The organism is Paenibacillus germinis (assembly GCF_013141785.1).
GTDB classification, from domain to species: domain Bacteria; phylum Bacillota; class Bacilli; order Paenibacillales; family NBRC-103111; genus Paenibacillus_E; species Paenibacillus_E phytorum.
In genome coordinates, this window is record NZ_WHOC01000133.1 from 1 (window position 1) to 21,647 (window position 21,647).

Genomic DNA, 21,647 nt, shown 5'->3' on the forward strand with positions numbered 1-21,647 from the left:
GTGTCATGCTTCTCTGTTACTAAAATCAGCTCTGGCTCCAACTCAACGCCACCTTGATCTCCGTATAATTTCACAGTACTCTCACCTTTCTTACCGTGAAGCGTAAAGCTCACGTCTACGAGCAGAGAAGCACCATTCTCGAAACGGATCAACGCGTTTGCCAGATCCTCGACATTGTTCGTGTTTGGATCATAGTCTGCAGCCTTGTAGAACGACAGGTTGCGAACATGAGATCGATTACCCAACTTCTTATATGTATTGCCGCTGATTGAAACAGGCTTCGGCCGCCCCATCAAATACCAGATCAGATCGATTAAATGTACGCCGATATCAATGAGAGGACCCCCGCCTGAGCGCTCTTGATCCGCGAACCAGCCTCCCGGATTACCGAGAATGCGGAGGGAGGAAGCCTTCGCATAGTAGATTTCCCCCAGCTCGCCGTTGTCGATAAACCGTTTTACAAGCTGTGCATTTGCATCATATCGGCGCACGAAGCCAACTTGTAGTGTCTTGCCAGTCTCACGCACCGCCTCCTGAATCTGAAGCGCTTCCTCGACTGTACGGCACAATGGTTTCTCAACCAATACATGCTTACCAGCATGCAAAGCGGCAATGCTGATCTCAGCATGCGTATTGTTCCACGTGCAAATACTAACCGCTTCCACTTCTGGATTAGCCAGAAGCTCCCTGTAATCCGTGTACACATGAGAGATTCCGTATTGCTTCGCTGTCTCTTCTGCCCGCGCCACATTCAAATCGCAAACTGCATACAGTTCCACATCTTCCAGCTTCTGATACGATTTCAAGTGCAGGCCGGATATCGATCCGACACCAATGATGCCAATTTTCATTTTCGATACGATCATGAGTGTACATCCTCCTAATATAGGGATCTTTGAGCGTAGCTCAAAGTCTCTCCGCTTTGGTTGCTTTGCCTACCAGCTGATATCGTTTATCTTACAGACCTTTTGATTGCGTTTACATGTTCTATGTTAACGCAAATGTATCCTGAATTACGGTAATTGTGGACTTACGTCAAAATGAAAAGACCTCCGGTCAGCCGAAGGTCTGAAACATGAAACGATCTTGTTTTAACTTTCATTATGTTTGCTAGATTGCCGGTAATCGCTTGGATTCATGCCGACTATCCGTTTAAATATTTTATTGAAATGCCGGTAATTTTCCAGTCCGACCCGCTCGGCGATTTCGTTTGTTCGAAGATTTGTGGTGGAAATCATCTGCTTCGCTTTGTTGATCCTTAGCTCCATAATATATTGGGTGAACGTCCGGCCAGTCGTTTTTTTGAACATGGTGCTGAAATATGGCATGCTGTAGCCGACTTGCGAGGCCACTTGTTCCATACGATAAGATTTGCTCAAATCAGCTTGCAGCTGCCGGATGACAGTTTCCATGGCGCTGTTCTGATGACCAGGGGGATATTCGCTAATCGACGAGTGCTCATCCATGTTGACGGCATCATAACTGCGACCGTTCAGCTTCGCTATCAGCTGCTTAAGCGTGTCGGCGAGCAACGAATCGTGTGCCAGGCAGTCTTCCTTCAACAAATATGACGAAGCTCCAAGCTCAATCGCCTTCTGCGCGTAGTGAAAGTCTCTATGGCAACTTAAAATGACCATAAGCGGCATCTCCCGCTCCAGCTTGGCAAGCTCCATCATCATTTCGATTCCGCCCATAACCGGCATCGTAAGATCCGTGACCAGAAAATGGGGTTTGTACGCTTTACACAGCTGCAGCCCTTTTTCCCCGTTCGGCGCCTCCCCGACAAGCTCGAATAGACCGCTTTCCTCGGCGATCATCTGCTTATACACTTCCCGTGCTGGCTTTTCGTCTTCGACGATCATCACTTTATACGGCGTCATATAGCGAAGGATCCTCCTTTTCATCGTACAGTCTGTCGCATGGTATGTGGATGGATACGACCGTTCCGTCCCCTGGGCATTCGATCTGAAACTCCGCTTGCTCGCCGTAGAGCAGCCTAACCCGCTCCCATACGTTTTTCACGCCAATGCTTTCACCCGGCAGGCTGTGCGCCAAATCGTTGCGAAGCGCTTCTAGCCGATCCGGATCGATTCCTTTACCGTTGTCTCCGACTTGCAGCAGAACTGTTTTTTCCGTAGTCCGGGTAGCCCTGACGATGATCAAACCTTCATCGTCCTCCTTGGCCAAAATACCGTGGAACAGCGAGTTTTCGATTAAAGGTTGCAGCAGCAATTTAGGAATGAGCATGTCATTCATTGACTCGTCGATTTCCAATTGCAGGTGAATCGGGCGATCGTACCGAAGCTGAAGCAAATTCACATAATCGGCGATATAATTCAGCTCGAGTGAAAGCGGAACGAGCTGTTCGTAGTTTTCCATCGAATAGCGCAGGATCGTGATCAGATTGTGCATCATCGTTTTGATTTTTTTGTAATCCCTGAGCGTGGCGAAAACGCTAATCGTGTTCAAGGTGTTGTACATAAAATGCGGGTTGATTTGCGATTGCAGCGCGCGGATTTCATTGCGGCGCTTCAAATCCTCCGATTTTTGCAAATCCTCAACGAGCGATTGCAAGCGGTTGCCCATCTTGTTCAACATAAAGCCCAAATCGCCGATTTCATTGTTCGGATAATTGGTGAAATGTGTTGTGAAATCGCCCTGCTGGATAAGCCGCATATGACGTTTGAGCCTCTGCAGCGGTCTGTATAAGCTGTATCCTACTGTCAGCGAAACGATCAGACCTAGCATCATCAATGCGAACAGCACGACCAAGGCGGATTTCGTTATAAAATGCGTGCTCTCCGACAACTGACTGTCCGGGATTTCAGAGATGACGATCCATCCGTGAAAATATTTTGATTGCTTCACAGATACGAGCGAGTGCCCAAGCGTGAATTGATCGCTCCGTTCCCTTTGCTGCCAGTTGTCCAGCAGCTGTCCGGTATGCTTGATCAGCTCAAAGGAATCTTCCCTGCTGGTCGTGGCGATCACTTTCTTGTCCGGGGATACGATATAAACCGCGCCTTCCGGTCCCAAATCGATATTTTGAATCGCTTTCTTCAGCGCTTCGTTCGGAAGGGTGATCATAAGCACGCCTTTATAGCCGACTCCATTGGAATACGGCACTTTTCGCATGAAAAAGCTGTTGTTTTGCAAAAAGGAATCTTCGGCATTCCGATCGTCAACCAGTAGAAAAGGTTTGTTCGATTGCTCGAATCGTGCAATGAGTTTGGTGTAACGCGATTCCGTGAGCGGAGCAATCGGATCGAGCGAAGTGACCACTTCCCCAGACTCGACTGAATAGATGCCAATATCGTTGATGTCCCCGATTACCGCTTTGGCCGTGTCCAGAACCCGCTGCAGCTCCTGATTTTGCACGACATAATTGTAAAAGTTTTTTTGCGAATCCATTAAATTGATCATGCTTGGCGATATCCCGTATTGGGAGCTTACCTGCTGCATGCGCAGCATCGTGATGTCGGTGCGTTCCATGACTTGGTTCACGACCTGCAAATTGAGCTTCTTGACTTTGTCCATGACCGTTTGATTGGAGAGGGTTACGGTCAAGTAAGCGAAAATAAGCAGAGGAACGACTGAAATGAGAAATAAAATAAAGATCACTTTCACAAAAAAGCTTCTTTGTATAAAGCTTAGAAACGACGCTCTCATCCTGTCATCGCCGCCTTTCAGCTACATTATACCTTATGACGGGAGCATACATGAGCTATTCTTTGATCGATCCTACCATGGAGCCTTGCGCAAAATATTTTTGCAAAAACGGATAAATCGTTACGATCGGGATCATAGAGATGATGATGGCCGCCATTTTGATACTGTCTCCAAGCTGAGAGGTCGTTTTCTCATCCATGCTAAACTCATTATTGATATTGGCAGTGCCGACGATAATCATTTGCCTTAGCAGCACCTGTACCGTCCACATGCTGCTCTTGCTCAAATAAATGACAGCTCCGAAAAATTCATTCCAGTGGCCGACCATGAACATGAGTCCGAATGTCGCCATAACCGGCATCGAAAGCGGAAGCACGACCGACCACAAGATCCTTACTTCCCCCGCTCCGTCTATTCGCGCCGCTTCGTCCAAGCTTTCCGGAAGTCCTTGGAAAAATGTTTTCATCACCATAATTGTGAAAGCATTGGTAGCACCCGGCAGTATCAGCGCCCAGTACGTATTCAGCAGCCCAAGCGACTTCATCAGCAAATAATTCGGTATTAACCCCGCGGAGAAAAGCATCGTAAAAAAAATGATCAGCATCATCGCACGCCGGCCCGGCAAAAACTTTTTGGACAATGCATAGGCCAGCGTTGCAGAAAACAGCAAATTAATGGCCGTTCCAACTACTGTGATATAAATCGTATTGCCGATCGCGTTAATGAATCGATTCGTCGATAGTAAATACTTGTATCCTTCCAGTGAAATTTCTTTCGGTACAAGAAAAAAATTCCCCCCCACCGATTCTCCGCCTCCGCTGAACGAAACGGCCACGACGTACAGGAACGGAATAAACACAAGCAAGCTGTAGAGCAACATGAACAATGAATTTGTTGCATCAAACAAGGAAAATTTATCTTTTATCCGCACGTTGGTTTACCTCGATCCGGCTTAGAATACACCGTCTTCTCCCGCTTTTTTGGCAAAATAGTTGCTGACGACAACCATCATCAATCCGATTACCGAGTTGAACAATCCGGCTGCAATCCCGTAGCTGAATTGGGACTTCGCCAAGCCTACTGTGTAAACATACAGATCGAGAACGTTAGAGACGTCTTGATTGAGCCCGTTGCTCATCAGAAATACCTGCATGAAGTTCGCATCCATAATGCTTCCGACGCGAAGCACTAACAAAATGATAATGGTGCTCCTGATGCCGGGAAGGGTAATGTGCCAAATTCGCCGCCATCTGCCGGCTCCGTCCATCTTAGCCGCTTCATAAAGGTCAGGATTTACGCCTGCGATCGCCGCCAGGAAAATAACTGTTCCCCAGCCTGCTTCCTTCCAAATCCCCTGAAAAACCGCGAGCGGCCGAAACCACTCATTGCTAGTCATGAAAGCGAATTCCTTACCGATCGTTTGGGCCAAATAATGGTTAATGACACCGGACGGCCCGAAGAAAATGAGCGTAATCGCCACGATCACGACCCAGGAAAGAAAATGCGGCAAGTAAATGACCGTCTGCACGATTTTTCTCATCAGCACAGAACTCAGCTCGCTCAACATCATCGCCAAAAAAATGACAAACGGAAAATAGAAGGTCAAATTATAGAGGCTCAACATCAGCGTATTTTTTAGAAGAAGGAAGAAGGCTTCATTTGTGAAAAAGTCCTGAAAATGCTTAAAGCCTATCCATGGACTCTTCCAAAAGCCCAAGAACGGGCTATAGTCCTGAAATGCGAGCAAAATGCCCCACAGCGGAAAATATTTAAAAACAATAAAATAAATCATTCCCGGAGCGGCCAGCAAATAAAACCACATGTATTTTTTTGCATTTCTCTTGAAAAAAGACTTTTCTGAAGCAACTGAATAATTCGCTTTCATTTGTAGTGCTGATTGTTCACCCTGCTGCAAAGCCATCCACAGTCCTCCTTAATTCCATGATGCTATCTTCTTCATCTGTATCCGGTATGAGAAAGAGAATTGCCGTCCTTTACCTTCTGGAGGACAATTCTCAGATATCCGTCCGCGTTACTTTTTCTGGGCGTTGTACTGCTCCAAATACTCTTTGGCAATCTGTTCACCATATGTTTTCGTCCAGCTGTCGATTTCGGCCTTTACCGCGTCGAGCGTGCCTTCTCCGATGACGTATTTCAATGCGGCCGTACTAAGCTTCTTCAGATTGTCCGGATTTTTGGAATTTGTTTCTGAAATTAAACCCTCGAATGGATTCATTATGCCTACTTTCTCGAAGCTATCGGTAATATCCTTCATTGTTTTTCTGACCGGTTCTGAAGCCGTAGCGTTCACGTACAGGTAGGGATCGTAACGGTTTTCCAGCACCCAGAGGTTCGGCTGCTCTTCCTGGAACAGCTTAAGCTGCTCAGGCGTCTGCTCCACCTTGCCATCCTTGTAACTTGTAGCGTGCATGCCGATTATCCCCGCTTTACTGAACGCTTGATTTTCCTCGCTAGCCGTAAAATCAAGGAAGTCGACGATTTTCTGAACCTTGTTTTTCGGCGTCGTGCTCGGGATCGTCCATAAACCGTAGTAACCTCCGCCTTTGGCGATACCGCCTTTTCCGTCGGAACCTTTCAACAAAGGAATGATGGCGATATCCCCCTTGGCATCGGTTTTGCGAATTTTGGCCAAATTAGTGTTAGCGCTATCGTTCAATTCCTGAATATTCGCCGCCTTGGTTCCTCCAATTCCTTGAGGCCATTGATCGACAGCCTGGGAAGGCTTTAACACCGGGGCATTCTTGTCGATTAGACCGTCCGTCCACGCTTGCTTCAACCAATTCAAATAGTTCAAGTACTCCGGCGTCTGGACCGCATATTTAGGAACGCCGTTCTCGGTTCTCCATCCGTTAGGCATGCCCAGTGCAGTCTGAACCGGTCCGAGCCAGCCGAAAACGGTATATGCGTTCGTTGGGTAGGTGACGATCGGCACGGTCTTCCCTCCACCGGCCGGATCCTTCGCCTTGAAGGTTTTCATCGCTTGCGTGTATTCGTCCAGCGTCTCCGGCAATTTCAAGCCGTACTTGTCCAACCAGTCTTTGCGTATCGCAATGACTCCCTGTGCACTATACATTTGCCGCGGACGAGGGATACCGTATACTTTGTTGTCCACCTTCGTTGAAGTCCAAGTGATTTCTGGGATCAGGCTCAGGTTTTTCTTGTCTTTTATATAAGGTGTAAGGTCATAGAAGGCGCCTTGCTTTACATAATTGGCAAACACGTTGTCTTTCCCGTTGTCGAACAGAATGAGGTCGTACTGCGACGAATTGGCCATCGCCAGGCTTATTTTATCCGCGTAAACATCTTCGATCGCCATTTCGACTTCAATCTTGATATTGCCGCGCTTCTCGATATCTTCCTTCGCTTTATTAAGATCCGTTTTAACCTGGTCCCCTATGAGCAGCGCCTTGATTTTGGTCTGCTCATTGGAAGCCGATGCTCCGGACGGATTCGCATTCTCGGAACTGCTGCAACCGGCCAATACCCCCGTAGTCATTAACACTGCCAGAGAAACGATCATATGTTTCTTTTTCATCCTGATTTACTCCTCTCGCTTTTTCCTTTATACATCTGTTGTATAAATCATTCGATCTTTTAAGCGATGATTCCCCCTGCAGCAACAAATAATGCGCTTACATTTAATTCGGCTATCAGCTGATATCGTTAATCTTACAGGCCTTTTGGTTGCGTTAACATGTTCTATGTTAATGGAATTGTATCCTGATTTACGGTAATTGTGGAAGGTTTAGATTAAACTCGATGAATCTTTTTGCCCTCGCTCTGTGCGATCGCTTCTTCCCATTGGTTTGACCATGCGTTGTAATCTGTCAGCACACTTCCGGGGTTACTGCGGCTTCTAGCCACAAAGGATGGATGGAAAGGCCGTCCTGTCGGCTCTCCGGTCCGTTGATATCGAAGATCGAGAGTCCAGCGCACGATATTGGATACATTAGGCGTTCCTTTGTGCGGGGTGTATTTGTTCATGATCACGATGCCGCCTTTTGGACAAGGAGCCAACTTAGCTTTCAAGTTCGGCATATACTCAGGAATGATCGTCGTTCCGCCTGCAGCATGATGCGGCAATAACCCCATCATAAACGCTCCGGGAATAATCTCCATACAGCCTGTTTCCGCAACGGCGTCGACAAGCGGGAGCCAGAAGGTGATAATTTCGCATGGGTCTGCTTCTTCTAAAGTCACTCCTGCATCTTGGTGCCATGGAACGTTCTGGAAAGAATCCGCTTGATTGCCATCGTATGGCATTTTGGCTCGAAGATGCTGAATCGGATTGCAGGCGATTTCTCCGCCTATCAGAGACTCCACAACATTGAGTAAATTTTCATTTTTTAAAAACTCGAACAAAGCCGGATGCCGCCAATGCATAATATCGAGCCCCACTCCAATTTCCTTGGATTGCCGATAGATGCCTTCATAACGGGTTTGATACGATTCACCCTCGTGCTTATCAGCAATTTTACCCTCGGCGTACAGTTTGTCCGCCCGCTGTTCGATTAACTCTTCGATAGCAGTGATAATAGGCGCCAAATCGCTTTCTTTCAGGACATTCTCCGCAATCACATAACCATCTCGATGGAATTGCTCGATTTGTTCGACAGTTAAACTCATTTTTAATCCTCTCCCTTATCAATTTCATAATAATTACGGGGTTAATCATGCCTCAATGCCTAGTTTGCGAAGATATTGAAAACTAGTTTGTAGACATTCAAAAGGGTTATTGCCGTAACATTGATCCTGCTCTACGGGACCCCACTCTACGCCAATTTCCTTACAAGCCTTCAGGATACCCGCAAAGTTCATATTCCCTTCACCAATTGCTGCAAAACGCTGCTCCCGCTCGCTCGTTATAGCCATATCCTTCAAATGAACCACCTTCATTCGGCCGTCTAACTTGCGAATCCAGTCGATCGGATCCCCTCCGCCAGCTTGAACCCAATACATATCCAATTCAAAATCAACCGCCTCCGGATCCGTATCTTCAATAAGAATATCCATACCTGTGCGGTCACCAAATTTAGTAAACTCAAAATTATGATTGTGATAAATGAACTTTAGTCCTCCGCTTTTCAATTGACGACCAATTTCTGTGGCCTTTTTGGCAAAAGCCAAGTATCCCTCTTTCGTTGTACGTTGATCCACTGGCATGGAGCCTAATCCCACATATTTGCAGCCCCAAATTTGGTGCTTCTCAATGATCTCGTCCATCTTCTCTGTCAAATCGGCGTAGCTGATATGCGTAGCGCAAATTTCAAGACCTAATTGATCAGTCATCTCTTTCAACGCTTTAGGATCGATACTACCTAATCCTGAAACCTGAACGGCATTGTAACCGATGTCCTTTACTTTCTTCAGAGATGCTTCGATTTCTTCAGGAGTTTGCATGTAATCTCTTAACGTGAATAATTGCGCAGCTATTTTCATCTTAAAAGCTCCTTACATTCTATTTTTCTGCTGTCAGCGTCAAATAACCACTAATGAACCGGGGGATTGCCTTCTGAAAACAGCAATACTCTTTCGTTCTTGAATAAATCGATCTCGACGAGCGTCCGACCGTTCTCACTCTTGACCAAATTGACTCTAACATTACGCTCAGGAATTGCGGCCCCGGATTCCAAAGGCAACCATTCCGCATATAGTGGCAGCGGTAGATCGGTTTGCACCCGGCATGGTTCACCCGAAAGGCTCTCGATGCGAATGAACTGGGTCACTCCGCCTTTGCGCAAAGCGCTGACTAGAAAAGCGCCTTCCGTCCGCATCTGATGAATGGCAACATCTTTCCATTCGTCTGGAAGAGCAGGAAATACACGAATTTTATCGCCCCAGCTTTGCAGCAGCATATCATGCAACGAGGTTGCTGCGGACAGCGGCGTTTCAATGCATGGTCCCGGCGCGCGAAACATCGTGTTTGGCAGCAAGTGGTCGGAGAAAAAGCTTTTCAGGCAGCTCTGTGCTTCGTTCCCACGTCCCAAAGACGCATATAACGAAGAAGCTATCGTATACGAATACCCCGACAATGCGCCCTTGAAATGAATCCAGTGTTCCAGTGACTTCTCGATCAACCCACGTGACTCCGGCAATTCTGCATTTATGAGATACAACGGGTAAATCATCAACAAATGCGAAGCGTGTCTGTGCGATGACGACAACGGAACATCCTTACCGATCATCACCCCCGTTTCATCAATCGGGTAGTCTGTCAGCTTATCTATAACCTCACGCCACCGTGGCAGCAGTGGATCCGCAAGCTTCAACCGACTGCATATGGCAATCAGCGTTTCGCAGCCCCAGCGAAGCAATGACAGGTCGTAGTTCGTGTCGGCTGCCAACTGTTCGTACTCCGGAGACACCGCAACCGGTAAATGATACTTGCCGTCTTCCTCTTCATGCAGAAGGTGCAAATAATAGCATACGGCCCGTCTTAGCAGAGGAAACAGCCGATCCCTCAGCATGGTCTCATCCATGGAATAGCGGTACTGCAACCAATAGTTGTGGCATGCCCAAGTCAAATTACCGTGCTCGGGCCCCCATGCATTTCGCTTATCATCAACCGGACTAAAACAATCGTATCCGCTGACTCTTCCGATCGCAGCCGAGTCGTGACGGAACGGCTCCGGTACGTTACGGATCAGGTTCTGCATATTAGCGTCCAACATCCGGCAAAGCGACTCGCCAAGCTCCAGTCGGTTCGCGGCGTATACCGGCCAATAAGTAAGTTGAATATTGAGATTCCACCAAATCGCCGGCCATGGCGTGAGGTCCATCCATGGCCCCATCAGATCAAGTGCTGGACGATCCGAGCGTGTTCCCGAAGCCAGCTTATACATTTGTATCCAATAAAATTTCTCTAATTCCGAATCAGGTACGGAAATGAAACTGGCTGGGTAATACCGGTTCCACCACGATCGATGCGTTTCCTGCAGTTTTGAGAATCCTATTGCAGCAGCCTTTCTGATCACATTGACGCTCTCCTGTTTGCCATAATGATCCGGATATGAGAACCCTACACTTAAATAAATAGCCTTGCTGCTTGAGCTCACATTATGATTCCCGACTTCCATCCATGCCGTTGCATACTCCCCGCCAGACTCCAGTTCCTGGACGGTAATCCGTATGTCCCCATCCTGCTCCCAGCGGACCTCCGGATTCGGTATCTCATTCGGCCCTTGCACTCCCCGGAGCTTATGGAAAACGACTCTCGGATTTTCCGCTTTGGCCGGCATCCATTTCCATGACGCGGCCTGTTCCTCACCTATCGATTGACACTCAATCGCGACGACATGATGCTCAGCATGAGTAAACGTTTGCCACGTTATTTCTCCCCGATCGGTTAGCAGGCGACAGCGGATTTCCGCGTTCCACAGATCGAGTCGCATCGAGCACTCTTGAATTTTCCCTTGCGTCTGTAAAACAAGCTTACCAATCGGGATGCGGTACTTACCGGCAATTGGCTCAACATTATCCGCACGCTGCGTCACATCGGTTCGCCCAATATGCCACGCGATCTCGTTATGCGACTCGCTGTAGATCATAGCTCCGAGAAGTCCGTTGCCCATAAACGCGCCTTCATTCCACGATTTTGGCTTTTCGTTCCAAATCAAATCATGTTGCTCCATAAAAGAATTCCAATCTATTTGTTCATGCAACTTCCAATCCATCTCTATTCCTCCCGACTTTCAATTCACAAAACTGGCTTATGAATGGTCTGCCTTACATTTAATTGTATAGACTGCGCCATGACATGTGCCGAACGATATGCAACATCCCCCGTCCAATCGTTCATGCGCAATTTCTTTCGATCTGCCCTGAAAGTGTTCGAATATAGATACAGCTGAATGCAGCCAAGGATTTTCCAACTTGCATGCGATCCCCTTCTCGCTCGTAATCGTTACATTTTGAACAACACTATCACGGAGCTCCGCACTCACCAAAAAAGCACCTACAGCGCGCAAATCCTTGAATCTGGCATCTTTGTCCCTAGGCCAGAGAGGGAACAAACGGATGACGCGCTCATGGCTTTGCATGAGCATCTCATTGATTGTGAACGGCACCGTGCTGCAGCACTCGATCCCACCTCCCCCGAAAAAGATAAACAGGTTAGGAAAACCGTTCGAGACACACTGTCTTCGCAGTTGGTCCAGTATCGTTCCGGCGTCGTAACCGACTCTGACGGCTACAGGGAATATGGTCGGAAAGCCATTATAGTCATTCCATCCCCCGTGCGCTTCAACCGTATTGCGGGCTATCTCCACAAGCTCAGGGTTGGAACCGAGACCAATCAAGCCGGCTGGGAAAATATGTTGGAGCTGAACCGTATTATCCTCTCTCCAGGGAGCGCCGATTTCAGTTAGCCGGAAAACGCGCTTGCCGTTCAGATCAAAGGTCGGAAAATCGCTCAGCTTCTCGATAATATGCTTCCATTTGGCATGCCGATCCTCATCGACGCCAAGAACGGTACTGATCTCGAGCACTGCGGGAAATAACGCTTTCACCATGCCGAGCGACAAAATTGGATTCACCTCTTCGGGCTCCTCTTCCGATTCCATTGCGGAATCACCTCGAATCACGTATCGACCGTCCTCATATTGCAAGTAATCTTCCCAGAAATCGGCGACTTCCCGCATAAACGGATAGGAGACTTCTCTCGCATAATCAAGATCATAAGTATGGTAGTAACGCATCATCATGTTGACGACAACATATGCGGCGTTGCTTTTTTGCCCCCAAAACTTCTCCTTTGCCGTCTGGAGCCCCTTCGGACCGATCCCCACATCAAAGTAAACGCCCCGTATGCCGAGATGCCGCCTCGCCTTCTCTTTCCCATGAGCGACATATTGCAGAATCGGCATATCGTAGGGCTCCGACAATTCCACATGATTGGATGAAAACACGCCCCACCACGGCGCTTGATAGTTATAATTCACATGGTAATCTCCCGCCCAACTCGGGTTATCTTTCGTAATCCAATTTCCGAATATTCCGGGCGGAAACCATTTATTTCTGCTGCAGCAAGCCATAATGTACTGCGAGCCGTAATAAAACCGCTCCAGCAGCTCATCTCCGATTTCCACCTTCGATTTGCTCCAAAATTTGACCCACCAGCTTTCATGCTCTTCACGAAGCTTGGCAATATCGCTAAATGTTAGCAAATCGATACGCTTTCTGGCGCGTTCTGCAAATTCCGGCGTTTCGTGATTGGTGCAGATGCTTGCCGCAAATATCACCTTCACCCCAGGCTCCAGCTGCACGTAAGACAACGTCCCGAGCGACGTCCCGCCGCATATATGCTTCAAATACACGGCCGCTTCAGAAGGCCACGCCAGCTTCTCATCCGTAAAACTCCGCTTCATCCAAAGCGTATCGTCTCCTTCATACCCCATTTCGGCAGAAGACATCCAGCCCGTTTGCGGCGTTAAGCTCAATTCTACTTTCTGCCTAGCAGCGGACGTAAACTCGATGATGAACATATTTTCAGTCGCGCTCACCCAAGCCCGAAGCTCAATCGGCTCTTGTTTCCGTGTATAAAACTTACCGACAATATCAGCGGACTGCAGATGCTGCTCCACCTGAAAACGTTCAAAGTCAACGGATTCCAATGTCATATCGAGAATGCCGATCGGACAAGGGGAGCCGAATATTCGATCGGAGCTCCATCGCCCTTGTCCCTCGAGAGGCCTCCAAAAATCGTTTTTGGATATACAAAAACGAAGGCTTTGCGGGAAGTTTCCCAATACGACGCCGGTATCGCCATTACCGACAATCGGTCCATCTACTACCTTGTTCGTCGGTACATGCTTAGGGGACTCTGTAAATGTCGCTTTATAGAATTGCATACGTTCCCTCCATCTTTGTTTATGAAGAAATTCGTTTACATCTTAGACTGCCAGCTGATATCGTCAATCTTACAGACCTTTTGATTGCGTTTACATGTTCTATGTTAACGGAAATGTATCCTGATTTAAGGTAATTAAGGTGGACTATTGACCAAATAAACGCTGTCATTGTACGATGTGGCAAATGGAAATAAACGTCGAAACCTGATAGCCCCGATGGGTGACAGGCTATAGCTTTTCTTTATAGGATTTTGAAGTGAACGGGATGTAGCTGAAATCAAAAATAAACCTCCAGCTCCACATTGTGGTTTTGGAGGTTTATTTCTACTAGCCCCGATTATTCTCGAATGACGGCAAATTCCTGGTCGAACAGATAATTGACGAAGTCATCATGATCCAATATTGGACTACCCCTTGATCGGTGACCAGTCCCATTTTGATATTGGTCCCGCCGATAACCACGCCTATTGCCCATCCATGATATTGGTGTTTCATATACAACTTTACAAAGATACATCTTAAGCTTCTGATACTATGAAAGCGGCCGAAGCCCATTTATACTCTGGATCTTCTTGAGTGCCATCTTTATAAGTGGATATTAATGCCCAACGATCAGCACCTGAAATATTAGGGTATGAAGCATGATATAACAGATCGTGAAATATTATGGCGTCCCCTTGCTTAGCAGGTAAATCGATAACCAAATCTTTGTCTATATCTTCTTGGTGAAGACGATTAACGAATCCAAGACCATCTGAAGAATCTGCACCATGGTTTTTTTCACCAAACAAATGTGATCCAGGCACTACTTGCAAACATCCATTTTCCTTAGTTGCATCATCAAGAGCAATCCATACAGAGTACTTGTGGCTACCTTGCCAATAGGGATAATCTTGATGCCAAGGAGAACCAAAATTCTTTGTTGAATTTTTGAACACTAATTTATCATTCATGAAAACAACATAGCTTCCGATAATTTCCTTCAGCGCATTCACTAATTCCTGATTTGCAGCAGCCTGTTTAAATAATTGACTTCTTGAGGTTAATCCTAGAAATACACCAGAATTATCAATATCATCGATTTTATTGACTATAGTTAATGCTTCTTGTTTAAGTTGGATAACTTCTTCATTGGAAAATAAACTATTAATTATTGTATACCCTTTTTGTGCAAATTCTTCTGCATAATGTTTATTCATCATGAATCCTCCTTGAGTTCAATATTGACCACTCCATTGTAATGCTCGAACTTCAGTTGGTGTTTTTCCAGTCTTTCGCTTTACTAATCGAGAAAAATGAAAAAGGGTGCTAAAACCACATTGACTGGCTATTTCACCTATAGATAATCCTGTTGTACGCAGTAACTCAAGGCCACGTTCAATTCGAATGGTCCATAGATATTGAATAGGTGAACTGCCTTCGTTCTCGCGAAATAGTCGAATAAGATGGCTTGGAGAAATGTTTGCAATTTGGGCCAACTTTTCCAAGTTTATCTTTTGGTTCAAATGATCACCTATATAGGACTTGACGGTCAGTATTTCTGGATTTTTGATTGAAGAGGAACGATTTTGACAATCATCTGCATAAATTTGAATAGCTGCAAGGCCGAGAATATGAAAGCTATCATAATCCGTTGTTGCGAAACTCTGGTAATTAAGCATTAAATCAATCAGTTGGTTTAAAGACGAAGAAAGTGTGCAAACGAGTGGTAGTTGATATAATTCAGGCACTATCTCCATAATATTTATCATTGGAGTGATAGTAACCCAACGGTGCCATGACTCACTTAGTTTACTAAATTGGATAGAAACAGTTTGTCCAGGGAGTATCAATAAGACGTGGCCCATGTTTACTTTGAACAAATTTCCATCAATATCCACCTCCATGGATCCAGAATTAAGTAATACTAGTTGGATTTCATTGTATAAACGCGGACCGTATTTACCTGAAATAGGATAAATAACGGTTCCCGCCTTACATCTATTCATTTCAAAGCGGGGAATTCTTAAGGATGATCTCATCAATTAGTTCCTCCTACTTTCATATTTATCTTATCAAATTATATAACGATCATACATGGTTGAGATAGGCATTATTATATCCGTAATGATTATTTTTATAAATTTCCTTGGATTATTTATATCTGAAATTATCAACCTAGGTAATTGAATTTCAATAAACGCTTCTAACCTTTTGGCCTTCCATAAACAAACATCCCATAACTCACTAACTGGCTGCTTCGTGAACGGCAACGTAGGCATATAGTTAGGGGGACCGTATTCAGGTGTGATCGAGAGAAAGGATGCCTTGTTGGCTACACGTTTCTTCACGATTTGTCGCCACCAAATCTCATGTGCTGCTTGATTTCCAAATTTTTCTGAGACCAATTTTTGAATATATAATCCATCAAGAATATCATGCACTCCATTTTCTCTGCATGGAGGCAAGAGGTATATTTATGTCAGGGATAGGGTAATCAAGCATTACCTCAGCACCGAAAACTAACTTCAGAGGGGAAATGACATGTTGGATAATTCAACAAATAAGACAAACTTGAAACTGAGAGACGTAGAAACGGCCAGCAAAATGATGCGTAGATATTACCGGACCGTAAAAGAGACGATGCGGGACATGGCAGGTTATCTTCCAAAAATGTGCTGGTGGCCTGGAAAAAAATTGCTGGCCCGACACATTTGGATGGATGCCTTACACGCTGATATGTTAAGATCCCGTACATTGGATTTACGATATCCGAGAGTGGATGTAGAAGACAATGACGATGTGCATTTGCTTAGCATTTTGGAAAAACTGCCTACGGCGCCCACCGACGAGCAATTTTTGATTAGCGTTTATGAAGTAATCAAACCTGAGATTGTCAAATCACTGACCAAATATTTGCAAAATTCCGATCCTCTTGACGATGCGCCAACCCATCTCTATTTTAGAAGAATTATGGATGAAATTGGCATGCAGCTGGAGGAATACCAGAGTATCATGAAAGACTTTCACGATGCAACGAATCCCGAAGCTGTCAAATGGAACCGCCTTGTAGGGGGCGCTCTTAACTCCTGTGGAGGGATTGACGGTCCCGACCGGCAAATCGACCCTCTCGCAGCCTCTTTTGTAGAAAGACCAGCTTACGAACTGCCACTGGAAGGCGGTAGAGATACATCTTGGGAGAAAGCAGTTGTACAAGTGTCCCCAAGAGCCGCAAGAAATTTTACAGAAGAACAGATTCGTGTTGCCATCGATCATGCCAATGAAGTGTGGGCATCTGAGACACCCGCCGCTCTGATATGGGAATATAAAAACATGCCCTGGGAACTTTACTTCTGGGCTGCAAGATGGTGTTATGACGAGATGCGTCATGCAACAATGGGGGTTGAGAGGCTTACCGTTATGGGACTTGAGGTAGGTGTGGACTATCCGATGGTTCCTGATCACTGGCGGGCATTTCGGGAAAGAGGCGTGAAATACCTGCTCCTTCTCCTCCATCGATTGGAACAAGGCGGGCCGATAGGAAAAGCGAAATGGAAGAAAAAATTTATCGAAATGAACGATCTTGCCGCCGCTCAAGATTGCGACTACGATTGGGCTGACGAATCCGGGCACATTTCATACGGAGTGGCATGGCTCAAGGCCGTTTTTCCGGAATGGAGCAAGGAGCAAACGATTGACGAAGGCAATAAAATAGCAAGCGAGTGGGGAGAATGGATTGGAAACCACCATAAGAACGGAACTCACGGCTACGAAATTTTTCTGGATCGAATGGATCGAAAAATGGAAGCCCTAAGCAATTCGTCGGGAAAATGAAATAGTAAGAGCAGGCTCCAGTGTAATGGAGCCTGCTCTTCTTCATACAAACCGCTAAATACTTTCACGAAATTTCTTCGCCGACACTCCGGCATATTTTTTAAACAAACGCGAAAAATAATATACGTCTGTGTACTGAAGAGACAAAGCAATTTCCTTTATGCTTGCCGAAGTATTTACCAATAATTTTTTTGCTTCGCTTATTTTCAAACGGTGAATGTACTCGTTTAAGGGATAACCTGTATGCGAACTGATTAGCCGGCGGAGTGTTGAAACCGAAAGATTATGTCTACGAGCAATCGCCTCTGCATCGATCGGATCATAAATATGATGAGCGATATCGTCCGTTACATGAAAATTTTTATTTGATTTGTTGGAAGCATGAGAACCATCTGTCATTAAGGAAAACTCAAACAGAAGCGACTCCAATTGTATAGAGGCACGATCCGAGTTTGCCGGTATACCGCTCTCAAGAAGTGACGCTAAAGTCTCCAGCCTTCTAACCCATTCGGGGTCGGATCCTACCTGCATCACTTCCCCCTTTTTGATGAGACCTCTCTCCTCAAATTCCAATAGTCGACTCCCGACTATATCCACATAATACTCTTCCCAAGAAGCACCTTCCAAGGGGCCGTAAGCAAACTTCGCTCCGGGCCACACAAAGAACAAGCTCCCTTTTTCCACTTTCTGTACAGGATTGTCATTAACTTGATATGTCCCTTCTCCATCGGCAATATAAGCTAACGCAACGCTTTTGAAAGTGGCATCTTTTTGCCGGGAAATTCTCCCGGGAAGATGTCCGATTGCCGTAATAACAAGACTTTGCAAGTTGAGTTTGGATATATCCATCACTAATTCAACGATCCGAATAGGTATCGGACTGATCATATAATCCAACATCTTAGTCATCGCTTCCATTGCCTCCCCTATCGCTTATTGCTATGATTTAGGTACAGAGGGTCGCTAACTTCTTATGGCAGTAGCAGTTGTCAGTGTAGCACGCCGTTCTCACCGACACAATAAGGAGGTTTAAAAACGAGAATACGGATTTCACAAATTATCATCCTCTACTAAAATGGCTATTCGCACCATTTGTTTGAAAGCGCTAACATTAACAAATAGGAGGGTCTACCCAATGAAACAAATGGTACGCAAACTTTCTTGGTATGGAGTATTATCACTTACGCTGCTATCCCTTAGTCTGTCCGCCTGCAGCACTCCCGCATCCGATCCTGGAAAAACGGAAACAAAAAAAGAAACCGGATCCAAAGCTGCAACGAAGCTGACATTCTCCAGCTTTCAGTCCGGAGATGTCGCCAAAGATTGGGAGGAAAAGCAACTTCCGAAGTTCAAGCAAGAAACAGGGGTCGACATCGAACACGTCTTCATTAAACATGGAGATACGATTTCCACTCTTCTTGCCCGCAATGCGGCAGGGACGGCTACAGACGTTGTCATGTTAAGCGCAGACTATGAGAATGCTCTTGCGGCCAAAGGTATGCTGGTTAACCTGAGTGCGCTGATTAAAGAAAAAGACCCTACTTATGATCTAAGCCGATTTTTCGAGAAACTTCTAGACGCTTATAAATACAAGGGCGATCTCTACGCTCTGCCTAGTGATATGGATTTGGGGCTGCTCTGGTACAACAAAGATATGTTTGATAAAGCAGGCATCCCTTATCCAAATGAGAACTGGAGTTGGGACGACTACCTGAGCGCTGCAAAAAAACTAACATCCGGCGACGGGCCAGCCAAAGTGTACGGTACCGAATTCCCTTCCTACACGACATTCTTATGGCAAAACGGTGCGGATATGATTAGCACGGACGGTAAAACCTCTACAGTCGACAGCCCTGAGGCGGTAAAAGCGATCACGTTCGTTGCGGATCTTGTCAATAAACATAAAGTTGCGCCAAAGCCGGGTTCAGACGAAGACAAGTTCCAGAATGGCAAAGCGGCAATGACGCTAGGCAGCGGTCCTTGGTACGCTCACTACGTACTTAAAGATGTGAAATTTAACTGGGGAATCGCTCCATTGCCTAAAGGCGACAAAAAAGCAACGACAGCTTATGGATCTACGTTCGCCATTATGAATTCGTCCAAAAATAAAGATGAAGCTTGGAAGTTTATTAAGTGGTTTTTATCAGATGAACAGCAGTTTATACGTGCCAAGCAGTTCTCATGGTTCCCTCCGACCCGTTCAGTGGTTCAAATGCCTGAATTTGGTGATAAATCCGTACTTAAATTGACCAAAGAACAAAAGGATCTGGTCATGAAAGAAACGACGTATGGCCGCGCACCGGTCGTCGTAGAGAAGCAAAACGAAGTGAAACAAATTATTGATCGAGAACTTTCCCTTGTATGGTCTGGGGAGAAGAAACCAGAAGATGCCGCCAAAGCGATAAAAACAGAAGTTCAGCCGTTATTAAAATAATCATGCAAATCCGTTGGACCGGTATGTTCATACCTGTCCAACACCTTTGACATTACGATCGGGGTGATTGCGATGAACATTCTAGCCAAAAACAAACTTACCATGATGCATGTCTACGGATATTTGTTTATTTTGCCCGCTTTCGTGCTCATGATCGTCTTCTATATATACCCGATATGTTCAGGGTTATGGCTTAGCTTTATGGAATGGGACGGAGTGAAAGAGAAAACGTTCGTAGGATTCGCAAACTATGCCGAATTGCTGCGGGATAAAAACTTTATGACTTCGTTCATAAATACGATCTATTTCGTAGGAGGCACGGTCCCTCTTATTGTCATCTTATCTTTGATTTTCGCCGTATTGCTGAACATGGGAATCAAAGGCATCGTTTTTTTTCGCGGCGTATACTTTCTGCCCACCATTACTTCTGGCGTAGCGATCGCTGTCATTTGGAAATGGATCTACAAATCCGATTCCGGGCTCTTAAACAGTGTGTTATACCAATTGGGGCTCCCTATGCCAGACTGGCTAAATAGTAGTAAATATGCCATGCTGGCTATCATTATCATGAGTATATGGAAGTCGCTCGGCAGCAATATCGTCATTATGCTTGCAGGCCTGCAATCGATCCCCAGCTCCCTATATGAGGCTGCCCAAATTGATGGTGCTACAAATTTTCAAAAATTTAGGTATATTACGGTCCCTTTGGCTTCTCCAACCTTATTTTTCATATCCGTAATATCCATTATTAATTCTTTTCAAGTGTTTGAGCAGGTGTTGGTTTTGACCAAAGGAGGTCCTGGGAACGCTACTCTTGTCATGGTTTACTATATTTACCGGCAAGCTTTTGAAAATTTCCGCATCGGTTATTCTTCGGCAATGGCTTATGTCTTGTTCCTCATCATTCTAGCCGTCACCGTCATACAGTGGATCGGACGGAAGTATTGGGTCCATTCCGAAGTCGAATAAAGTTGAAGGGAGATCAAGGCATGACTTCAAAAACCGCTAGAAAAGTTCGTGCAGACATTCTTCTCGTTTATGTCGTCCTTATTGCATTTGGCGTCCTTATGGTCGTGCCTTTTGTTTGGATGCTGTCAACATCTTTAAAAGACAACTCACTCATTTTTTCATTTCCTCCTAAATGGATTCCGGATCAGATAAAATGGAGAAACTATCAAGAAGCAGCAGCGTCTTTCCCTTATTATCAATACTTTTGGAACACATTCTACATTACGGCTCTTACGATTGCAGGCGTTCTCTTAACCTCTGCACTGGCTGGCTATGCCTTTGCTCGCATGCAATTTCCTTTGCGAAATCAATTATTTCTGGTTGTATTATCGATCATGATGATCCCCGGTCAAGTCATCATGATTCCGATCTTTCTTCTGGTCAAGGATTTAGGCTGGATGGATTCTCATCTCTCCCTAATCGTTCCAAGTTTGGTTTCCCCATTCGGTATATTTCTGATGCGTCAGTTCTATTTGTCCATGCCTAAGGAACTGGAAGACGCCGCTTCCATAGATGGTTGTAATCCGATTCGCACATTTTTCTCAATTTTTCTACCGTTATCTAAACCTGCTCTTGCTACGATAAGTGTATTTACTTTCATGGGGACATGGAATTCATTTCTATGGCCATTACTGCTTATCAGTACGAAATCTAAGCAGCTCCTTACTGTAGGTCTTCTTCAATTCCAGAACATGTACGCTACGCAATATAATTTGTTGATGGCAGCCACGCTGCTTGTTTTGCTTCCCGTGTTTCTTGTTTATATGTTCGCACAACGCTATTTCGTTGAAGGCATCGCAGTATCCGGTGTAAAGGGTTAACCCATCTATGGTCGTTCAAAAAACCAGGTTACT

17 protein-coding genes are annotated in these 21,647 nt (G+C 45.6%); 4 read left to right on the forward strand and 13 right to left on the reverse strand.

The genetic code is table 11. The features are described 5' to 3' along the window. From GC102_RS23680 to GC102_RS23735, 12 genes are all read right to left on the reverse strand, one after another. The coding region (locus tag GC102_RS23680) for a Gfo/Idh/MocA family protein (RefSeq protein ID WP_171691676.1) at positions 1–866 on the reverse strand (866 nt) is incomplete at its 3' end. Between the two features lie 225 nt (positions 867–1,091). Continuing rightward, positions 1,092–1,880 carry a response regulator transcription factor gene (locus tag GC102_RS23685; RefSeq protein ID WP_171691677.1) on the reverse strand — a complete coding sequence of 263 codons (789 nt, stop codon included), beginning with the start codon at positions 1,878–1,880 and terminating at the stop codon, positions 1,092–1,094. Further along, entirely contained in the window at positions 1,867–3,669 is a 1,803-nt protein-coding gene (locus tag GC102_RS23690) for a sensor histidine kinase (RefSeq protein ID WP_171691678.1), read from the reverse strand. Before GC102_RS23690 ends, GC102_RS23685 begins: the two co-directional genes overlap by 14 nt. Positions 3,670–3,724: 55 nt before the next feature. Further along, the gene (locus tag GC102_RS23695; RefSeq protein WP_312883368.1) at positions 3,725–4,600 is read right to left on the reverse strand and encodes a carbohydrate ABC transporter permease; all 876 of its coding nucleotides are present in this window, start codon (positions 4,598–4,600) and stop codon (positions 3,725–3,727) included. 21 nt (positions 4,601–4,621) lie between these two features. Then, a complete protein-coding gene (locus GC102_RS23700; RefSeq protein ID WP_246321082.1) occupies positions 4,622–5,590 on the reverse strand; it encodes an ABC transporter permease in 969 nt (322 codons plus the stop codon). 111 nt (positions 5,591–5,701) lie between these two features. Further along, positions 5,702–7,225 (reverse strand): type 2 periplasmic-binding domain-containing protein, encoded by a 1,524-nt coding sequence (locus GC102_RS23705; protein WP_171691679.1) that lies wholly within the window; start codon positions 7,223–7,225, stop codon positions 5,702–5,704. Positions 7,226–7,440: 215 nt separating this feature from the next. Beyond that, complete coding sequence (locus GC102_RS23710; protein ID WP_171691680.1) at positions 7,441–8,316, reverse strand: phytanoyl-CoA dioxygenase family protein; 876 nt, start codon at positions 8,314–8,316, stop codon at positions 7,441–7,443. A 45-nt stretch (positions 8,317–8,361) separates the two neighbouring features. Then, positions 8,362–9,129 carry a sugar phosphate isomerase/epimerase family protein gene (locus GC102_RS23715; protein ID WP_171691681.1) on the reverse strand — a complete coding sequence of 256 codons (768 nt, stop codon included), beginning with the start codon at positions 9,127–9,129 and terminating at the stop codon, positions 8,362–8,364. A 50-nt stretch (positions 9,130–9,179) separates the two neighbouring features. After that, complete coding sequence (locus GC102_RS23720; protein ID WP_171691682.1) at positions 9,180–11,363, reverse strand: glycosyl hydrolase family 95 catalytic domain-containing protein; 2,184 nt, start codon at positions 11,361–11,363, stop codon at positions 9,180–9,182. 36 nt (positions 11,364–11,399) lie between these two features. Further along, a complete protein-coding gene (locus GC102_RS23725) occupies positions 11,400–13,538 on the reverse strand; it encodes a glycosyl hydrolase family 95 catalytic domain-containing protein (protein WP_171691683.1) in 2,139 nt (712 codons plus the stop codon). Positions 13,539–14,056: 518 nt separating this feature from the next. Continuing rightward, complete coding sequence (locus GC102_RS23730; RefSeq protein WP_171691684.1) at positions 14,057–14,740, reverse strand: phytanoyl-CoA dioxygenase family protein; 684 nt, start codon at positions 14,738–14,740, stop codon at positions 14,057–14,059. 15 nt (positions 14,741–14,755) lie between these two features. Then, positions 14,756–15,559 carry a helix-turn-helix domain-containing protein gene (locus tag GC102_RS23735; protein ID WP_171691685.1) on the reverse strand — a complete coding sequence of 268 codons (804 nt, stop codon included), beginning with the start codon at positions 15,557–15,559 and terminating at the stop codon, positions 14,756–14,758. A 502-nt stretch (positions 15,560–16,061) separates the two neighbouring features. Between GC102_RS23735 and GC102_RS23740 the strand changes: the two genes are divergently transcribed. Continuing rightward, positions 16,062–17,351 (forward strand): hypothetical protein, encoded by a 1,290-nt coding sequence (locus GC102_RS23740; protein ID WP_171691686.1) that lies wholly within the window; start codon positions 16,062–16,064, stop codon positions 17,349–17,351. 54 nt (positions 17,352–17,405) lie between these two features. Here GC102_RS23740 and GC102_RS23745 read toward each other — a convergent pair whose 3' ends face one another. Next, positions 17,406–18,260 (reverse strand): AraC family transcriptional regulator, encoded by an 855-nt coding sequence (locus GC102_RS23745; protein ID WP_171691687.1) that lies wholly within the window; start codon positions 18,258–18,260, stop codon positions 17,406–17,408. 226 nt (positions 18,261–18,486) lie between these two features. Between GC102_RS23745 and GC102_RS23750 the strand changes: the two genes are divergently transcribed. The 3 genes from GC102_RS23750 (at position 18,487) to GC102_RS23760 (ending at position 21,614) form a co-directional block, all read left to right on the forward strand. Beyond that, positions 18,487–19,785 carry an ABC transporter substrate-binding protein gene (locus GC102_RS23750; RefSeq protein ID WP_171691688.1) on the forward strand — a complete coding sequence of 433 codons (1,299 nt, stop codon included), beginning with the start codon at positions 18,487–18,489 and terminating at the stop codon, positions 19,783–19,785. 72 nt (positions 19,786–19,857) lie between these two features. Beyond that, positions 19,858–20,754, forward strand: coding sequence for a carbohydrate ABC transporter permease (locus tag GC102_RS23755; protein ID WP_216628142.1), 897 nt, complete (start codon positions 19,858–19,860; stop codon positions 20,752–20,754). A gap of 20 nt (positions 20,755–20,774) precedes the next feature. Then, entirely contained in the window at positions 20,775–21,614 is an 840-nt protein-coding gene (locus GC102_RS23760) for a carbohydrate ABC transporter permease (RefSeq protein WP_216628143.1), read from the forward strand. The last annotated feature ends 33 nt before the right edge of the window (positions 21,615–21,647 follow it).

What these genes read in the sequence shown, in the direction of transcription:
- GC102_RS23750 (WP_171691688.1), top strand. Translation starts at nt 18,487, where the DNA reads ATGAAACAAATGGTACGCAAACTTTCTTGGTATGGAGTATTATCACTT.
- GC102_RS23685 (WP_171691677.1), bottom strand. Translation starts at nt 1,880, where the DNA reads ATGACGCCGTATAAAGTGATGATCGTCGAAGACGAAAAGCCAGCACGG.
- GC102_RS23735 (WP_171691685.1), bottom strand. Translation starts at nt 15,559, where the DNA reads ATGAGATCATCCTTAAGAATTCCCCGCTTTGAAATGAATAGATGTAAG.
- GC102_RS23740 (WP_171691686.1), top strand. Translation starts at nt 16,062, where the DNA reads ATGTTGGATAATTCAACAAATAAGACAAACTTGAAACTGAGAGACGTA.
- GC102_RS23730 (WP_171691684.1), bottom strand. Translation starts at nt 14,740, where the DNA reads ATGATGAATAAACATTATGCAGAAGAATTTGCACAAAAAGGGTATACA.
- GC102_RS23720 (WP_171691682.1), bottom strand. Translation starts at nt 11,363, where the DNA reads ATGGATTGGAAGTTGCATGAACAAATAGATTGGAATTCTTTTATGGAG.
- GC102_RS23690 (WP_171691678.1), bottom strand. Translation starts at nt 3,669, where the DNA reads ATGAGAGCGTCGTTTCTAAGCTTTATACAAAGAAGCTTTTTTGTGAAA.
- GC102_RS23745 (WP_171691687.1), bottom strand. Translation starts at nt 18,260, where the DNA reads ATGACTAAGATGTTGGATTATATGATCAGTCCGATACCTATTCGGATC.
- GC102_RS23760 (WP_216628143.1), top strand. Translation starts at nt 20,775, where the DNA reads ATGACTTCAAAAACCGCTAGAAAAGTTCGTGCAGACATTCTTCTCGTT.
- GC102_RS23725 (WP_171691683.1), bottom strand. Translation starts at nt 13,538, where the DNA reads ATGCAATTCTATAAAGCGACATTTACAGAGTCCCCTAAGCATGTACCG.
- GC102_RS23700 (WP_246321082.1), bottom strand. Translation starts at nt 5,590, where the DNA reads ATGGCTTTGCAGCAGGGTGAACAATCAGCACTACAAATGAAAGCGAAT.
- GC102_RS23715 (WP_171691681.1), bottom strand. Translation starts at nt 9,129, where the DNA reads ATGAAAATAGCTGCGCAATTATTCACGTTAAGAGATTACATGCAAACT.
- GC102_RS23705 (WP_171691679.1), bottom strand. Translation starts at nt 7,225, where the DNA reads ATGAAAAAGAAACATATGATCGTTTCTCTGGCAGTGTTAATGACTACG.
- GC102_RS23755 (WP_216628142.1), top strand. Translation starts at nt 19,858, where the DNA reads ATGAACATTCTAGCCAAAAACAAACTTACCATGATGCATGTCTACGGA.
- GC102_RS23710 (WP_171691680.1), bottom strand. Translation starts at nt 8,316, where the DNA reads ATGAGTTTAACTGTCGAACAAATCGAGCAATTCCATCGAGATGGTTAT.